Source organism: Paenibacillus urinalis, from assembly GCF_028747985.1.
GTDB classification, from domain to species: Bacteria; Bacillota; Bacilli; order Paenibacillales; family Paenibacillaceae; genus Paenibacillus; species Paenibacillus urinalis.
The window spans coordinates 3,008,628-3,025,259 of the sequence record NZ_CP118108.1; the positions used below are offsets into that span (position 1 = coordinate 3,008,628).

Annotated in this window: 14 protein-coding genes; 1 reads left to right on the forward strand and 13 read right to left on the reverse strand. The window is 44.3% G+C overall.

The features are described 5' to 3' along the window. Window positions 1-60 precede the first annotated feature (60 nt). The 10 genes from helD to PUW25_RS13980 form a co-directional block, all read right to left on the reverse strand. Window positions 61-2,484, reverse strand: a complete 2,424-nt coding sequence (gene helD, locus PUW25_RS13935) for an RNA polymerase recycling motor HelD (protein WP_274338302.1) — start codon at window positions 2,482-2,484, stop codon at window positions 61-63. 328 nt (window positions 2,485-2,812) lie between these two features. Then, entirely contained in the window at window positions 2,813-3,121 is a 309-nt protein-coding gene (locus tag PUW25_RS13940; protein ID WP_274337221.1) for a hypothetical protein, read from the reverse strand. A 48-nt stretch (window positions 3,122-3,169) separates the two neighbouring features. Next, entirely contained in the window at window positions 3,170-3,880 is a 711-nt protein-coding gene (locus tag PUW25_RS13945) for a ferredoxin--NADP reductase (protein WP_047910289.1), read from the reverse strand. 14 nt (window positions 3,881-3,894) lie between these two features. Further along, window positions 3,895-6,150 carry an excinuclease ABC subunit UvrA gene (locus PUW25_RS13950; RefSeq protein WP_274337222.1) on the reverse strand — a complete coding sequence of 752 codons (2,256 nt, stop codon included), beginning with the start codon at window positions 6,148-6,150 and terminating at the stop codon, window positions 3,895-3,897. A gap of 186 nt (window positions 6,151-6,336) precedes the next feature. After that, the gene (locus PUW25_RS13955; protein ID WP_177178700.1) at window positions 6,337-6,513 is read right to left on the reverse strand and encodes a hypothetical protein; all 177 of its coding nucleotides are present in this window, start codon (window positions 6,511-6,513) and stop codon (window positions 6,337-6,339) included. Window positions 6,514-6,549: 36 nt separating this feature from the next. Continuing rightward, window positions 6,550-7,749 (reverse strand): MFS transporter, encoded by a 1,200-nt coding sequence (locus PUW25_RS13960; RefSeq protein ID WP_152557664.1) that lies wholly within the window; start codon window positions 7,747-7,749, stop codon window positions 6,550-6,552. 266 nt (window positions 7,750-8,015) lie between these two features. Next, the gene (locus tag PUW25_RS13965; RefSeq protein WP_274337223.1) at window positions 8,016-9,221 is read right to left on the reverse strand and encodes an NAD-dependent epimerase/dehydratase family protein; all 1,206 of its coding nucleotides are present in this window, start codon (window positions 9,219-9,221) and stop codon (window positions 8,016-8,018) included. Between the two features lie 14 nt (window positions 9,222-9,235). After that, window positions 9,236-10,117: a patatin-like phospholipase family protein gene (locus tag PUW25_RS13970; protein ID WP_274338304.1), complete on the reverse strand. Its 882-nt coding sequence runs from the start codon at window positions 10,115-10,117 to the stop codon at window positions 9,236-9,238. 25 nt (window positions 10,118-10,142) lie between these two features. Next, entirely contained in the window at window positions 10,143-11,291 is a 1,149-nt protein-coding gene (locus tag PUW25_RS13975) for a glycosyltransferase family 4 protein (RefSeq protein ID WP_274337224.1), read from the reverse strand. Window positions 11,292-11,556: 265 nt separating this feature from the next. Then, the gene (locus PUW25_RS13980) at window positions 11,557-12,333 is read right to left on the reverse strand and encodes a TerC family protein (RefSeq protein ID WP_047910293.1); all 777 of its coding nucleotides are present in this window, start codon (window positions 12,331-12,333) and stop codon (window positions 11,557-11,559) included. Between the two features lie 279 nt (window positions 12,334-12,612). Here PUW25_RS13980 and PUW25_RS13985 point away from each other — a divergent pair, with 279 nt between their 5' ends. After that, window positions 12,613-12,717, forward strand: coding sequence for a DUF6254 family protein (locus tag PUW25_RS13985; RefSeq protein ID WP_238546281.1), 105 nt, complete (start codon window positions 12,613-12,615; stop codon window positions 12,715-12,717). 87 nt (window positions 12,718-12,804) lie between these two features. On the opposite strand, the gene PUW25_RS13990 is transcribed toward PUW25_RS13985, so the two are convergent. The 3 genes from PUW25_RS13990 to PUW25_RS14000 are packed head-to-tail and all read right to left on the reverse strand — an operon-like array spanning window position 12,805 to window position 16,583. Continuing rightward, the gene (locus tag PUW25_RS13990) at window positions 12,805-13,926 is read right to left on the reverse strand and encodes a Ger(x)C family spore germination protein (protein WP_274338624.1); all 1,122 of its coding nucleotides are present in this window, start codon (window positions 13,924-13,926) and stop codon (window positions 12,805-12,807) included. Window positions 13,927-13,928: 2 nt separating this feature from the next. Beyond that, window positions 13,929-15,023 carry a GerAB/ArcD/ProY family transporter gene (locus tag PUW25_RS13995; protein ID WP_047910697.1) on the reverse strand — a complete coding sequence of 365 codons (1,095 nt, stop codon included), beginning with the start codon at window positions 15,021-15,023 and terminating at the stop codon, window positions 13,929-13,931. Between the two features lie 3 nt (window positions 15,024-15,026). Then, the gene (locus PUW25_RS14000) at window positions 15,027-16,583 is read right to left on the reverse strand and encodes a spore germination protein (RefSeq protein ID WP_081872222.1); all 1,557 of its coding nucleotides are present in this window, start codon (window positions 16,581-16,583) and stop codon (window positions 15,027-15,029) included. Window positions 16,584-16,632 lie beyond the last annotated feature (49 nt).

Below are 16,632 nucleotides of genomic sequence, written 5' to 3' on the forward strand. Positions count from 1 at the left end.
TCATTTTTTAAGGCTAAGTCATCTTTTTTAAAGGCTCAACGCAGCTTATGAGAGGATCTGTTAATACTGTGTCGTCACATACAAATCTCCATCCAGTGATTGGATAAACGGCGTCCATTCTCCTGCTGAATAGATCAACAGCCGATGCATCGCACGTGTGCAGGCCGTATAGAAGAGCTTACGCTCGCTCTCCTGATGATACGTATCTGCAGACGCATCATAGATTAGGACAGCATCAAATTCCACACCCTTCGCTAAGTAGACAGGGATAATCGACACACCTGCTTCAAAAGTGAGCGTACGCTTTGTGATCAGCTTCACATCTTGGCAGCCTCTTGCTGTAAGCAGCTCATATGCCTCTTTACTCTCGGCTGCCGTCTTTGTGATGATGCCAATTGAGGTGAGTCCTTCTTCCCTAAGAGAAGTGAGGTGCTCGGCCATACGAATGATCCGATTCTCTCCATTTTCAACGCTATACAGGTCAGGCTTCCTGCCACTTCGATCAAAAGGGATAACCTCTTTGGCTTCGGGCAGCATTGCTTTGGTAAATGTAACAATCTCTCTCGTCGAACGATAACTGCGTATCAGGTGAAATAAACTTGTGTCCGCTTCGCCATATAGCCGAATGAGCGGGGAGTCCACACCATAGAGCTCCGTTGCCTGCGTGTAAATAGCCTGGCTGAAATCTCCCAGAACTGTCATTCGAGCACGAGGAAACATTTTTTTGAGGTACTCATATTGAAACATCGAATAATCCTGCCCCTCGTCCACGAACACATGCCGCACCCCGGTATTTGTCCGAACGCCTTCAATGAGCTCTTTTAAGTACAAATAGGGGGTGGCATCTTCGTAGAACAGTTCTAGCCGGCAGAGCTTATCCTTCGTCTGCTGACAAATTTGGGCCCATAACGAGGGGACATCGGCTTGATTCGTCTTCAGCATAAACACACGTTCTTCCTCAAATAAACTTGAGTATACCTTCACCATATCAATGAAAGACAACCGCTTTACACTTTGTTTTACAGGTGAGAATTGTTCTTTCACAACCATTGCTCTTAGCAGCTCTTCCTCCCGATCGGCGAAGTCAAAATCCCCTTCATCCGCCCTGCGCCGGTTATTTAATCTCTCTCTGACCTCTTCATATTGCTCGGCAAAGTCAAAGACTGCCCTCTCGTTATGCAATTCATGATATACTTGGGCATATGCATCCTGATCAAGATAATCAAGCTCATCTCGTACCCAAGAAGCTTCCCGTTCTTTTTTCTCAAGAATACGAAGTTCACTTAACAACCACTCCTTCAGCAGTGCAATCCGATTGGCTAGACGAATGGAAGCATCATAGCTGTAGAATTTAGATTTTATTTGCTCTGCTGTGATTAGATCATGTCCACGAAACCGAATGGAACTAAATTGCATCCCCTCCCGCATAAGCCCATCTGCGTAGTTTTGTATAGCCATCAGGAATGCCTCAGAAGCTTTGTATTTTATACCGCTTAACCTTGCTGCGTACTCTTCTTCATTGGATGGTTGTGCTGTCAATATATATTCCATCTGATCAAACGGATCCTCGAGATGAAATGTGTCGCTAAGCGAATATTCAAGATATTCCTGAAAGGTCACCTGCTGCATATTCTCTTCGCCGAGCTCAGGCAGTACAGTCGACACGTAGCTATTGAACATCGGATTTGGTGAGAATAGAACGACTTGATCCGCAGTTAATCTATCCCGATGCTTGTAGAGAAGATATGCAACACGCTGAAGCGCTGCTGAAGTTTTGCCGCTGCCTGCTGCACCCTGAACGATCAGCATTCGACTGGTATCGTCTCGGATAATGGCGTTCTGTTCCTTCTGTATTGTAGCTACAATACTCTTCATCTGATGGTCAGCACCTTGACCAAGCACCTGTTGCAATAATTCGTCTCCGATCGTCAGACTCGTGTCAAACACATTGTGCAGCTTGCCTTGCCGAATCTGGTACTGTCTCTTCAGCGTCATCGTACCTGTGATATGTCCGCTTGGTGTATCATAGCCTGCCACTCCCGGCTCATCATCGTAATACATGCTTGCTATCGGGGTGCGCCAGTCATAAACTAAGAAATCCATTCCTTCCGAATCTACAAAGGAAGAAACTCCGATATAGACCTTTTCCGTGAAGTTCATCCCTTTTTCCACAAAATCAATTCTGCCGAAATAAGGCGAGCCCAGCAATCGCTTCATATTCTTTAACTGCTGCAAACGAAGCTTGTGGCTTCTTTCCCGTTCAGATAATAGCACCTCCTGCTGCCTTATGCTGTAAAACGTTTCTTCAAAGTCCTCATGCGTATTGGTATTGACCGTCACTTCTTCCCAGAAACGACGGCGAATACCTGTTACCTGATCATGTAGTCCTGTAACCTCCGGTTCCAATTCAATTATTCTCGCTTCCAGCTCACGTACAACCTGATCTAGCCGTTCCTGTTCTTGGGTCCATTCCTTCGCATTCATCACTTGTAGATCCGCTCCTTTATTCGAAATTTGACAATCCACTAAGCATATGATACGATTATAGTGTGAGATTAAAAAATAGGATCATTATGCCTTGTGATAAAGCATTGAGACATTCGTTTCAACATAGTATCACATTGCTTTTTTGTGTGCAAATCATTTTTTATTCATAATCAGACTCAGCAGCCTGTCGGGGCTGTTTTTTTGTATACTCCCATCTTCTGCCTTGTCTAAGACGCTCCCTTTATAAAACATAAAGCCACCCTGTAAGGTGGCTCTAATTGATAGTATCTATTTATTCATTCTTTATGCCTAAACGCGAACTTCATTAACCTTCCACAATATCTGCACGTAGATCTGACGCGACTTCCATCATCATAGGTACTACCTCTTCTTGAGAAATGGCTACATAAATATCCCCATCATAATGTCGGAACGGAATCCGCATCTCTCCCAGCTCCCACATGAAGAAATCACCCTTAATAGACATCGTACTCTCAGGACCCTTTACAGTCAGTACGGTCTCATAAGTAAAATCAGTCTTCCCTGCAAAATATGCCTTGCACTCATCTAAAGAAATATCTTGAGCTTCTCCAGCATCTTGCATCGATCTTGTAATTCGAAATCGTTGATTCATTATATATCCTCCAGAAGTAAATTAAGCTGTTATTCTAACATACATCGTTCAATAACCAAAGAAAGCATCCTTTTTAATATTCTGCTTAGTAATCGCATTTTTTTGCAAGTGAGAAGATACTGATTCTACCAGAGATTTGGGCCCGGCAGCATAGTATTTGCCACGATTGTTATATTCATTTACAAATCGGCTGATTGCTTGATCTAGCTGCTCTCTTGAATCCAGATAAATAACCTGGATCCAAGGGCGGCGCCCAGCCATCTCATCGAGCTCGTCTTTAAATAAATAGGAGCTATGGCTGTCCAGATAGAGCACCTGAATAGGTCTCTCCACTACATCTTTCGCTGTCTCAAGCTCTGTCAGAATTGACCGGATTGGCGTTATTCCAATACCTCCTGCAACTAGCAGAGAAGGGCTGCTGTTATCAAGGTAAAATGCCCCAACCGGACCGCTTACCTTCATCTTCATCCCCTGCTTCAGCTCTAACATTGCCTGTTTATAGTCACTCGGTGTATTCCCAATCCGTGTCGTTATCTTGACAACCTTCTCGGACGGAGTGGAGGCGATACTGAACGGTTTGGTCCCATTCTTTACTGCTCGATGTGTAATACTGAATAACCCGTATTGACCCGCTCTCCATATAAAATCTTGATCCTTCTCAAATACGAAAGTATACACATCATTCGTTTCTTTATAGCTTTCCAATAATGTAAGCTCTCTTTTCTTAAATATAGAGAACATATCTTTAAGAAAACTCATACCTCTACCACCCTTTACCTCAGGTATTTTCCGGTAATCGATGCTTCTGCTTGAAGGATCTGTGCAGGGGGACCTTCATACACGATTTGACCGCCCTTGCTTCCTCCATCAGGCCCCAGATCAATAATCCAATCCGCTTGGCTGATCACTTCAAGGTTATGCTCAATGACAATGACCGTATTTCCGGTATCTACGAGACGATTCATGATAGCAAGCAAATGCCCAATATCAGACATATGGAGACCTGTTGTCGGCTCGTCCATTACATAGATGCTGCCCTTCTTGTGCAGCTCGCTTGCCAGCTTGATACGCTGACATTCTCCGCCAGACAACGTGCTGAGGGGCTGACCGAGTGTCACATAGGTTAATCCTACATCACTCATCGCCTGCAGCTTACGGACAACTTCCTTAAGCTCAAAGAATTCCAGGGCCTGCTCAACCGTCATTGCCAGTACATCTGCAATCGATTTGCCGTTCAGCTTGTACTCCAGCACCTCTTCCTTAAAGCGTTTGCCTCCACACACATCACAAGGCAGCTTCACGCTATCTAGAAATGCCAGGTCCGTATATACAACCCCCAGCCCCTGGCAATTCTCACAAGCCCCTTTGGAGTTAAAGCTGAATAAGCCTTGGTTTACTTTGTTTGCGGAAGCAAACGCTTTGCGCACATCATCCATAATCCCCGTATAGGTAGCCGGATTCGAACGTGTTGAGACACCTACTGCAGATTGATCGATGACGATTGCATCGGGATGCTCGCTGAGAAATATATCGTTAATCAGCGTACTTTTCCCTGAACCAGCAACTCCTGTAACAACGGTCAAAATGCCTGCTGGAATATCAACACTCACGTTCTTCAAATTATGCAGCGATGCATCCTTGATCGAGAGCTGCCCTGATGGGCGTCTCGATTCCTGCTTCAATTGAAGGGGAAGCTTCATATGGTTGCCCGTCAGCGTATTCGACTCAAGCAGACCTTGATAGCTGCCTTCATATACGATATTTCCGCCGCGACTTCCGGCATAAGGACCTACATCCACAATATGATCCGCGACCTTGATGACATCAGGATCATGCTCAACTACGATCACCGTATTGCCCTTATCGCGCAGCTTCTGTAGTAATTCATTCAGTCTATGTACGTCTCGTGGATGCAGACCCACACTGGGCTCATCAAAAATATAAGTTACATCAACCAGACTTCCGCTTAAATGCTTGACCATCTTGACCCGCTGAGACTCGCCCCCAGACAAGGTATCTGTCTCACGATCCAGCGTCAAATAGTCGAGTCCAATATCGACGAGATGCTGAAGCCGCTCAGTCAGCGATTTAACAATAGGAGCTGCAATCGGCTCGTTAATATTCTGAATCACATCAAGAAGCTCCCCTACTTCCATAGAGGACATATCCGCAATATTAAGCCCATTAATCTTGCAGCTTAAAGTGGCTTGGCTGAGTCTCGCACCGTGACAACTGGAGCAAGGGCCTTCGGAGATATAAGGAGCAACTGCTTTTTGTGTCCGCTCGGATTTGGTCTTTACATCCTGCTTGATGTATTTGTTGGTAAACTTCTCAATGACACCTTCTACTGTCACATTCGTTGCTTTTCCGGCAAAATCCATCTTTACTTTCCGTGCTTTAGAATAGAGCAGCTGTTCCAGCTCTTCCTCCGAATAATCACTCAGCTTCTTATCTGGATCATAGTCTCCCGACTGCATCAGCATGTTCCATTCCCAGCCGTTCACCGAATAGTCAGGCAGCATAATGGCTCCTTCGGAGAGAGACTTGGATCTATCGATAGCCTTGTTCATGTTAACACCCAGCTTCCGTCCCAAGCCGCTGCACTCCGGGCACATCCCTTGTGGATCGTTAAAAGAGAACATATGAGCTGCTCCAACATGCGGCTGACCGACTCGAGAGAACAGCAGGCGCAGGATCGGCGAAATATCGGTAATCGTACCCATCGTGGAATGCGACCCTCCACCTAGTCTTTTCTGATCCACAATAACAGCCATGCTTAAATTCTCTATCGCATCCGTATCCGGCTGCGGTACACGCGGGAGAAAATTACGCACAAACATACTAAAATTTTCATTCAGCAAGCGAGTAGATTCTGCTGCAATCGTGTCAAATACAATGGAGGACTTGCCCGAGCCCGACACGCCGGTGAAGATGGTAATCTTTCGCTTCGGGATGCGCAGGGACACATCATTCAAATTATTCTCCCTTGCCCCGGAGAGTACAATGTACTCTTGATTCCATTCTGTCATGCTTACACTCCTTTATAATCATTTGATTGTTTCTTCTTCACTAAGCTGCACACTGACGAAACGATTATAAGACTCCAATCAGGTCATGTCAACGCGAAGCACCGATAACCAATTTACACGAAAAAAGCCGCCAGATCAGGCGACTTTCCCATTTCAAACTATAGACTCCATATCTATCAGATGCTGTTACACACTTACCGTAACTATCGAGCCAACTCTTAGTAGCAGCAACAATCCATTCTCTATACTTTGAATGAAATATTTCTGATCATTCAAGACAACGACGTCATTTTCTTTCAATTGAACGTCGCTCTTGAAATAGATCAAATTATCAACTCCTGGAAGCGCACCTTTATAATACATGTAAATACGATCCTTTCTACAAAGCGTATTACCTCATTATATTACTTGCTTACGTTTTGATAAATAAATATAGAGAAAGATGCCTGTAATTGCACACAAAGCGGCACATAATCCGATGAATCCATAACCCGCCTGCAGCCCGCGGAATAGTCCAAGCTGAGTATCTGCGCCAAAAAAATTCTTCGTCCACTCCGTTATAGCTCCAATAAGATAATTCCCGATCACACTTCCTACCCCCATCAGGGTGACGGTAAACGTAATTGCGGTGTCACTTCCGTTCGGATAACGTCTAGCGATGAAGGCCATCACCGTCGGATAGATCATCGCAATGCCGATCCCGGATGCTGCAAATAGAAAAGCAAGCTGCTCTCCACCAAATATAGCAATAAATGTACAGATCGCAGATATGGCTGAAAAGATAATCAAAGACAGGGTAAATCCGATTCTGTCTGTAACAGGCCCCAAGATCAATCTCGCCAGGGCGAAGCATAGGAAGAAGGTTGATAACATACCTGAGGCCGACACGGTGTCCCAGCCGTAAGCCTTCTCAAGGAAGTTAACGAGCCACCCTCCGACAGCCAATTCAGATACAACTCCAAATGACAACACCAGAACCATAAGCCATAGCACGGGGTCCTTCAAGAGAACTTTTAGCGGCAAACGATCCTCCTGGGCGACATCATCACCAGGAAATGAACTGAATAGTGCAAAAATGATAGGAATCACGGATAGAAGCAGCATGACAAGGTACATTCCTCGCCAATCCAGCGTATAGCCGTTAATTGTAACCTCCATAAGTCCTGTTGCAATTAGAGGAGCAACTGTCGAGCTAAGACCATAGAATCCATGGGTCAAATTCATCATCGTCCCCGTGTTCTTCACAAATATACGAGCACCAAGGATGGCGAGCCCAATCTCCAGCATACCGTTACCGATATACATCAAGAAATAGGAGGCTGAGAATAAGGCATAATGCTGGGATAGGAAGATGAATATTCCCGAGATCGCCATAGCGGCAAAGGATAATACCGTTATGACCTTGATCCCCCATATTCTAGTTAAATAAGCCGTGAATGAGCAGGCAATTAAATAGCCAAGTGCATTTAGCGATAACAATGTACCGAGCTGAGATTCATCCAGCATGAAGTCATATTGAATGCGGGGAATGGCAGGACCTTTAATATTTTCAGATAAACCGAATATGATGAAGCCAATAAATATCGTTGCCAGCTGCATCGCATAAATTTTGTTGAATGTTCCTGTACGTTTATTCACTCTAAGAAGTCTCCTTATGTATTCACTTTGCGAATTTACACGAATTAGACAATACCCTTCGCTGCTATATATTAGCCCGAACCGCTCATGTTTTAAATATAAGATTAATACGGTTGCATATAAAAATAGGGAACTTATGATATCACACCAGCCCAAAAAGGAGCGTCCACACAAACGGCAGCTGCTCCTTTTTCAACCCATGCTATTAAAGTCTATAAATGAATAGATTACAGTATACCGGGTTGCTGCTGCTTCGTCCAGGTACTCATGGCAGGAATTTTTGAATGATCGGCACGCTTGCCATATTTCCTCGCGATCTCCGTGATTTCCGATAACAGACCCTCATTGAGCGTAATCGGAACCAGTCCCTTGGATAGAAAAAGAGCGTTCTCGACATGGAGATCATTCTCAGCCGCCTCTTGTCTTGGATTCGGAACATAAGCAATTCTACTTCCGGTCAACCGACTCACCATCTGGGCCAGATCAATAACTCGATGTGTCTCCGTCATTTGGTTCATGATGAGTACTCGATCACCTGTTGCAGGAGGATGTTCTACAGCAAGCTGTATACATCGCACAGTATCTTGAATATGAATGAATGCCCTTGTTTGTCCTCCGGTCCCATGCACGGTAATCGGATGTCCGATCGCAGCCTGCATAAGGAACCGATTGAGGACCGTACCATAATCTCCGTCATAATCGAATCGATTGATCAGTCTTTCGTCTAATTGAGTCTCTTGAGTATGCGTTCCCCATACAATTCCCTGGTGAAGGTCGGTAATGCGAAGCCTGTCATTCTTACTGTAAAATGCAAACAACAGCTGATCTTGAGATTTGGTCATATGGTAGATGGAACCCGGATTCGTAGGATACAGAATTTGCTGCTGCACTCGATCGCCAGCTTCAGTAACCACCTCAATATCGAGATATCCCTCAGGAATCGCAATCCCTGCCGTACCATATCCGTAGACACCCATCGTTCCTAAATGAATCAAGTGAATATCTAAGCCGCTCTCCACAATTGCACTGAGTATGTTATGCGTAGCGTTAATATTGTTATTCACCGTATAGCGCTTCAAACGAGAGGATTTCATAGAATACGGCGCAGATCGCTGCTCAGCAAAATGGATCATTACATCTGGTTTTTCCTCCATAATCACATTTAGCAGATCATCGTAATCCTCAGCAACATTTAGAAGGTAATGCTGAATGCGCTTGCCTGATACTTCCTTCCAGGCTTTAAGACGATCTTCCATGGACTGAATTGGTGTGAGAGAATTGGTCTGGCACTCTTCATCAATTCTTCTTCTGGATAGGTTATCAATAATAATCACTTCATGTCCTAAGCTGGACAAGTGAAGGCTGGTCGGCCAACCACAGAAGCCATCGCCGCCAAATACGATAATTTTTTTATGTACATCCATGTTTGTCATCTTTAACCCATCCTTTACGCATTCAATCTGTTCTTATTTTGTGAATTAAACAAAAATCGGAAAAGCGCATCCTTCTGCTGCTCTGTTTCACGGTAGCCCTGCCAATATAGCTGCATAAGCACACGCTTATTACGTTCCGTTCTCCCTGCAATTAAAGGCTGTTCAGGCTGAATGATAAATACCTCGTCATCCCTTTCCATTCGGATCAAGCGCTTCGTGGTTTGATTATAATAGTGATGCCTTTCCTTCAGCTGATGCTGGAGATGCGGGAATTGCCTGAATAGTCCATAATACATCCAGCCGTATGGCTCGGGCTTTTTGATATACCCTTTATTACGGGTTAGAACGACAAGATGACGTTTGTAACCTCGTTCAATGGAAGGCTGAATCGGGATTGGATCTGCTACGCCGCCGTCAAGAAGACGTCTGCCCTGGAATAATACACTTGGAGAGAGCACAGGTAGACTGCTTGAAGCACGAACCAGGGTGAACAGATTTTCCACAGTATCATAATGATCATGATATAATGCAGAACCGGATGCCATATCTGTCGTGGTGATCAGAAACAATGCATTGGACTCAGAAAAGCGATTAAAATCAAAAGGTGCCAGCTGTGTCGGCAGAATACTGAACATCAGATCCATATGAAACAGCTCCTGATGGGTCAGCATACGCTTCAGCGATACAAGACTTCGACCATCGAGCAGTTGGTTAAAGGCCTCGTAAATCTTCCCTTTCTGTTTCGAAATATAATAGCTTCCAATCAGTGCGCTGGAGGAAGAAGATACAACAATCGGAAAGTGGATGCCCCAATCGCTTAAGCAATCCAACACGCCTGCTGTGTATAACCCCCTCATTCCCCCGCCTTCCAGAATAAGTCCGACATCATTCACCACTGAATTCAAGCCGACATCTCTCCTTCTAATTGGAATTCAAGATTTCTTCGTTATGCTTGAGCTTCCTTTCTAAGATCGTCTGTTTGTAATAGCCAAGCACCTGCTCTGCTGCCTCTGACCAACCTTTGCCTATACTTTCTTGATATGCAGCCTCAGCCATCCTATGTCTTACAGCTTCATCTTCAAACCGACAAACAGCGGAGATAAAATCGCTGTGATCATCAGCATCATACAATAATCCCGAATGCCCGTGTCTGATCTGTTCGCTTGTCGGACCGCTTCTTGCGGCAACGACGGGAAGACCGGAGGCCATGGCTTCAAGGAGGACAAGACCCAGCGTTTCTGTGGTTGATGGAAAAATAAAAACATCGGAGGAAGCAAAGGCCTGTGCCAGCTCTTGACCATATAGGAAGCCCGTAAAGAGTGTAGGAGTACCCTTAAAATGAGCCTCCAGCGCCTGTCGATGCGGTCCATCTCCGATAATGGCCAGAACAAATTGATCAGAAGCATCAAACAGATCTCGAAGCTTCTCTATTTCTTTCTCTACTGCCAATCTGCCTACATAGAGCAATACCTTCTTACCCTCTTGTCCTTGAGACAGCCGCTCACGCATGACTAAACTGTATTGCTTCGGGCTGAACAATTCGGTATCAACACCTCGTTTCCAGAGCATGACATTCCGAAACTGCCTAGAGGTTAATTCTTCCTTCACAGTAAGAGAAGTACACAGATTGACAGCTGCCCGGTTGTGAAGTGATCGAATATAGGACCACATCAAACCTTTTAAATAAGAAAGCTTATAATAATCAAGATACTGTGACAGGTTGGTATGATACGATGCCAGCAACGGGTACCCATACTTTCGCGAATAGTAGATTCCTGCAGCTCCAAGCAAAGCCGGATTGACGACATGTACGACATCAGGGTCATACTCTTTCAGCAGCTTTCCAACTCTGGGACTTGGCATTGCAAATTTCTTCGTTCGATATAACGGAAGTGGACGTGCTGGAATTCCATATACCCTGGCCTCACCATAGCTTGTGATTCCCAAATCCGGCGCGATAATGATCACCTCGTGACCCTCGGCTAAAAAATGGCGAATTGAAGCTGTTAAACGGGTAACGATTCCGTCAGTTGAGGGAAGGAATGTTTCTGTAATGATCGCAATTTTCATAGTACACTTCCTCCATAGTTAATCCAATTCTAATGATACTTAATTTCTATTAAGGCTGAGTTAATTTCACAATACTGAAGAAAGAAATAAATGAACGGAATCATAGAGTAACCTATTTACTATGTATATTATCAAATCACCCACACATATGGTAAGAATTCGCAGATATAAAATACAAAAAGAGCCGCGTCATGCGCAGCTCCTGAAATTCCATACTCAAATTGTCAACGACAAGTTATATTTCGCTGCTCACAGCAGCTTGATCTTATACAATATCTTCTGCTGTCTGCTTCTTGTTTGATGGAGCAAACCAGCCCCACAGCGCAATGGCAACCAGCACACCATAGAATACAAGCGTCCAGCCTGTGCTGTGTGGAAAGTGATGATCCAGCACTCCAATGTCCTCGTGAGCGAGGGTAATTACTGCCAGCTTCACACCAACCCATGCAACGATCGCATAGGCTGTTGTTTCCAGTGCCGGGCGGTCAACAAGCAGCTTAACAAACCATGTGGCAGCAAACTTAATGAGTACCAGTCCAGCAATTCCACCGAGCACTACAACGATAAACTGACCTCCGTCCATCCCTCCGAAATTGCCAAGCGGTGAATCCGGAAGTCCAAGTGCAAGGGCGACTGCAGCCAGTATAGAGTCGATCGCAAAGGCGATATCGGCAAGCGCGATTTTACCAACTGTGACCCAGTAGCTTTTTCCCGCCGCTTTTTCCTTGACGTCCTCACGAATTTTCTCGTTTTTCTTCCCGAATTTTGCTTTAATGACATGCTTTAATCCGAGGTATAGAAGATACGCTGCACCAATGGCTTGTATTTGCCAAACGTTTGCTATAAACGAGATGGCGAATAAAGCACCAAAACGAAACACAAAGGCCATAATAATTCCATAATTGATCGCTTTCTTCTTCTGTTCTTCCGGCAAGTGCTTCGCAATTACCGCCAGAACAAGGGCATTATCCGCGGATAATAATCCTTCCAATCCAATAAGAATCAGCAGTGCCCATGCATACTCCAGCCAAATAGACTCCAATCGTGTTACCCTCTCTCCTGTTAGAATGTCCTTGCAACAGTCTCTGTTTCACAGCTCATGACCTTCACCATGATCGGAAATGAAAGCTTACATAGTTTTACCTTATTTCCTTTTTTTAATTACGACATCAGGCTCAATCTCGTTTCGTTAGCAGAAGAAATTTTACAAACTTCGTTATATTGAGACTGCCTAGCTTGATATATACGAATGAAATTTGCCGTGCAATGACACCCTATAGAAGTAGTATACATCTCATTTTACCTAAGGAGGATTACTGTTATGGCCGACCAGAAAAGAAGGAAAGAAGCTGCCTGGAAGTCACGTAAGCAAGATCAGCATCCGCATGGTAAAGTAAAATCGCTAAAGGAATTATCAAGCGAGTAAGAGATGGATTTACTGCGAGGATTAAAGATGACTGCTGGCATATATAGCCCGCAGTCTTTTTTTAGCTGCAGGCGCTACCGTATCAGCTTATTTAACCGCTCCTGAAGCAAGGATCCGAAGATTCACATCTACATCAAATTGAGCTCGAGATAGCTCCTCACCCCAGTCATTTTGTACTTCTTTAAAGAATGGATATTGATATGCTCTCGAATAGATTCCAAACCCTACCGGATCGACTTTGAGCTGCTGAAATTTCTTAATGAGCTGTTCCATGCTGTTCTCCATTTCCTCGCTTAATTCATAAGCCATATCTTCGGAGTTCTCAAGAAGCTCATACTCAAGAAACTTCTCCGTCACACTAACCACGGCATCCACTTTAATCTTGTACTGAAATTTACCGTCTTCATGATCAGATTTAATCTTCACTGAAACATCACCTACACTAAAGCTAACCTTTTCTGTGTTAAAGGGGAGTTCTTCCTCTGTTCCATCAACGGAAAATGTAAGACTTATACCTGGTTCAGCTTCTTTCTTCAAAATTTGCAGCATTGAGGTTTCCTGATAAGTTAAGGAGCCGCGATATTGCCCTTCTTGAGACAGCAGAGCCGAGCCCTTGAGCAATATTTTGCCATTCTCAATCATGATCTCAGATATCGTTGGCGTGATTCCCCGATCGTTTAATTGTCTATGCAATTCCTGGGCTGTAGTCTTTACTGTCGTCGATCTTTCACTGCCCGAGTCGATCAATGCTCTCAAGAATATTGAGGTTGGCGGCTGATCCTTTGCTTGAAAATGAATAATATCTGCAACCGGTCCATCAAATGCTATGACGCGATCTGTGATCGTATTACGCGGGTCGCGGAACGTTACATCCAGAACATTAGTCCAATTCTTATATTGCAGCTGCTCTTTACCCACCACAATCACCTGATAGTTTCTCCCTGATACCGAACCTGGAAACTGGGCATCCTGCTGATTCCTTGACTGTCTTAGACCTTCTGCAATTCCTTCTCCCTCCCGGCTCTTCTTCTGGATTTCCTTGCTGAAGACTGGAGCGGAAATATAATAATGCAGCTTCTCATCTACTACATCGAGACCCAAGGATAATGGAACCGTCGCTTCATCAATATTTGTCTTGTCATTACTGCATCCAATCAGCGAGAATATGAACAAGCAGCACATTGCAGCAACGAACAGCTTATACTTCATTTTCAATTCAGCTTCCCCCTCCTAAACTTCTCACGGATGAACAAATATAGAAGGAGACAACAAGGCATCGCAAATTCGATAGTGAAACCTATATAGTTCAGAGAGTCATTTATAATAGCAGCATCAAAAAAGCTTGGTCTGTATAAGAAAAAACCGATTAACATCAGCATCGACCACACTGCCAAATGAGTCCGGTCGCTCCCTTTTCCGAGCAGCCACGCCGAATTTGACGATACTATATACATGGACGGGATCCAAATACAAGAAAAAACAAATAAATAAACAGCAATAAAAGGCACCTCGACCCGTTCGATAAACTCAAATTCAACCGACTTCATGATGCTGATCACCGGATCATTAAATTTGCCAATTTCATCAGGACTAAAATATACGTAACAAATAATTGTGATCCCGAGATACACGAGACAACTAAGTGTGTTGGATAGGATGACAGCTGGCAGAGCTTTATCTTTGTTTACCAGATGAGGATATAGAAAAAAGATGAGTCCAATGCCAAGCATTGGATATATCATGGTTTTTACACTTGAGAGGACAGGAATCCAGCCTTCCTTCAATATAGGGAGTAAGTAAAGCCAGTGTGCGTGCCGAAGTGTTGATAAATAAACAAACGGAATCCATATGGAGATCATCGCTACAATTTCACTGTAACGTCCAATGGCTTGAAATCCATGCTGTGCGATTTGAAAGGTAGGAATGAGCATTAGGAGGACTAACACATAGATATAGGTGCTTGGTAATAACCACAGCTTGATTACTAGAGAAGCAATCATATATCCATCGTAAGCAAGCAGCAAATAGTAGGCGATAAACACAATGGCAGCAATTCTTGCCCCCCATACTCCCATGTACCTTTGCATAAGTTCAAGAATAGAGCTATTCGGACTATATTTCATAACTTTAACAATAGCAACAGCCGCAGCAGATGCCAGCCCCCAGCCAAAAAAAATCGCAATCCATCCATCTGAGCCTGCCAGTCTCGCCAGCTCCCGAGGTATGGATAGAAATGCAACACTAATTTGAAACGTTGATATAATCAGTATAAATTGAAGCATGGATACCTGCCGAATCCCTCTCATCAATCACTCTTTCTCCTTCCAGCCTCGATTCCTTCCCTGCCTTCTTGACTGAGCAGCCCTTGTACTTGTAGGACGATTGTTCATCAGCCACAGCGGTACCCTGATCAATGTATCCTTCCAGTCTGTCAATCTAAATGGAGCCATCGGTGTACTGTAGGAGTTGCCTAGTGAGTTTAAGGTGATCAATCGCCCAATAAACGTCATCATACCGACCACGAGTCCAACAAATCCGAACCATGACGCAAGTATCATCATCATAAACCGCATAAGTCGAACGGCGGCCATCATATCCTGATTTGGAATAATAAAGGAAGCAATCGCTGTAAACGCGACAACAATGACCATAACGTTACTGATCAGCCCCGCTTGTACGACCGCTTGTCCGATAACGATACCGCCAACAATACCAACCGTTTGACCAATGGGTGCCGGCAGCCGAACTCCCGCTTCTCTAAGCATTTCAAGAGTAAGCTCCATAATGATGGCCTCTACGAAAGGAGGAAATGGAACCTGACCTCTGGACTCTCCTAGTGTCAGCAGCAGCTTCATCGGTATAATTTCAAAGTGAAAGGAAATGACCGCAATATAAAAACCAGGTAATAGAACAGCGACAAAAAAAGCGAAAATACGCAACATACGCAGAAAAGATGATATCGACCAGCGCGAGCTGTAGTCATCTACCGTTTGGAAGAAGGACATAAAGGTAATAGGCGCAATCAGCACACTTGGTGAACCATCTACGACAACAGCGCACCGCCCCTGCAATATTTGTGAAGCAGCGGTATCCGGTCTTTCGGTGGTAATGACTTGTGGAAGCAGAGCAAGGGGCTGATCCTCGATGAATTCCACGAGCTCTCCAGTATTTATGATGGCATCTACATCAATCGATTGAATACGTTCTTCAAGCGCCTTTACAAAATCGGGTTGTACGACATCATCCAAATAAACCAGAGATACCGTCGTCTGTCCTCTTCGGCCTACAACATACTGTCTAATCTTGAGCTCTTTATCAGGAATAATGCGCCGAATCATGGCAATGTTCTGTGAACCGATCTCAATAAAGCCTTGATGGGCTCCTTTTAATGAAGGCTCCTGCTGCGGATCTTCGATGGCTCTCTGCGGTAATCCTTTTGTGTCCAATACATAAGCAGAGCCTCTGCCCTGGATGAATAATAGACTATAACCCTGCATTATATTCAATTTGAGCTTTTCCCACTCGGATTCAGGCTTCATGTAACCGACATGAGTTATAAAATCTCCAGATGGATTACCCGACTCAAGCTGAAGCGGAGCAAGCACATCATGGTTCAGGCATGTCTTATCCGTTAATTCATCCAGATATACAATTACAGCTTCTTCTCCGGTCTGCTTAATATGTAATCGGCGCAGAATCAAGTCTGGAGTATCCGTGAATATCGTATTAATGGTAATTATGGAGTCATCTAAGCTGGTAGTGAGCTGCTCTCCTTGCCCATTATTCTCATACAATGGATTCACGTCATCCTGTCTCCTTCGCCCGTAGTTTTCCTTATTATGACGATTATGGAGTGTACTATGCATGACGATCTTTCATAAAGGTTCTTCAGCTGATAAAATGAAGCAGACCTCT

What these genes read in the sequence shown, in the direction of transcription:
- helD (WP_274338302.1), bottom strand. Translation starts at nt 2,484, where the DNA reads ATGAATGCGAAGGAATGGACCCAAGAACAGGAACGGCTAGATCAGGTT.
- PUW25_RS13940 (WP_274337221.1), bottom strand. Translation starts at nt 3,121, where the DNA reads ATGAATCAACGATTTCGAATTACAAGATCGATGCAAGATGCTGGAGAA.
- PUW25_RS13945 (WP_047910289.1), bottom strand. Translation starts at nt 3,880, where the DNA reads ATGAGTTTTCTTAAAGATATGTTCTCTATATTTAAGAAAAGAGAGCTT.
- PUW25_RS13950 (WP_274337222.1), bottom strand. Translation starts at nt 6,150, where the DNA reads ATGACAGAATGGAATCAAGAGTACATTGTACTCTCCGGGGCAAGGGAG.
- PUW25_RS13955 (WP_177178700.1), bottom strand. Translation starts at nt 6,513, where the DNA reads ATGTATTATAAAGGTGCGCTTCCAGGAGTTGATAATTTGATCTATTTC.
- PUW25_RS13960 (WP_152557664.1), bottom strand. Translation starts at nt 7,749, where the DNA reads ATGCAGCTGGCAACGATATTTATTGGCTTCATCATATTCGGTTTATCT.
- PUW25_RS13965 (WP_274337223.1), bottom strand. Translation starts at nt 9,221, where the DNA reads ATGACAAACATGGATGTACATAAAAAAATTATCGTATTTGGCGGCGAT.
- PUW25_RS13975 (WP_274337224.1), bottom strand. Translation starts at nt 11,291, where the DNA reads ATGAAAATTGCGATCATTACAGAAACATTCCTTCCCTCAACTGACGGA.
- PUW25_RS13985 (WP_238546281.1), top strand. Translation starts at nt 12,613, where the DNA reads ATGGCCGACCAGAAAAGAAGGAAAGAAGCTGCCTGGAAGTCACGTAAG.
- PUW25_RS13990 (WP_274338624.1), bottom strand. Translation starts at nt 13,926, where the DNA reads ATGAAGTATAAGCTGTTCGTTGCTGCAATGTGCTGCTTGTTCATATTC.
- PUW25_RS13995 (WP_047910697.1), bottom strand. Translation starts at nt 15,023, where the DNA reads ATGAGAGGGATTCGGCAGGTATCCATGCTTCAATTTATACTGATTATA.
- PUW25_RS14000 (WP_081872222.1), bottom strand. Translation starts at nt 16,583, where the DNA reads ATGCATAGTACACTCCATAATCGTCATAATAAGGAAAACTACGGGCGA.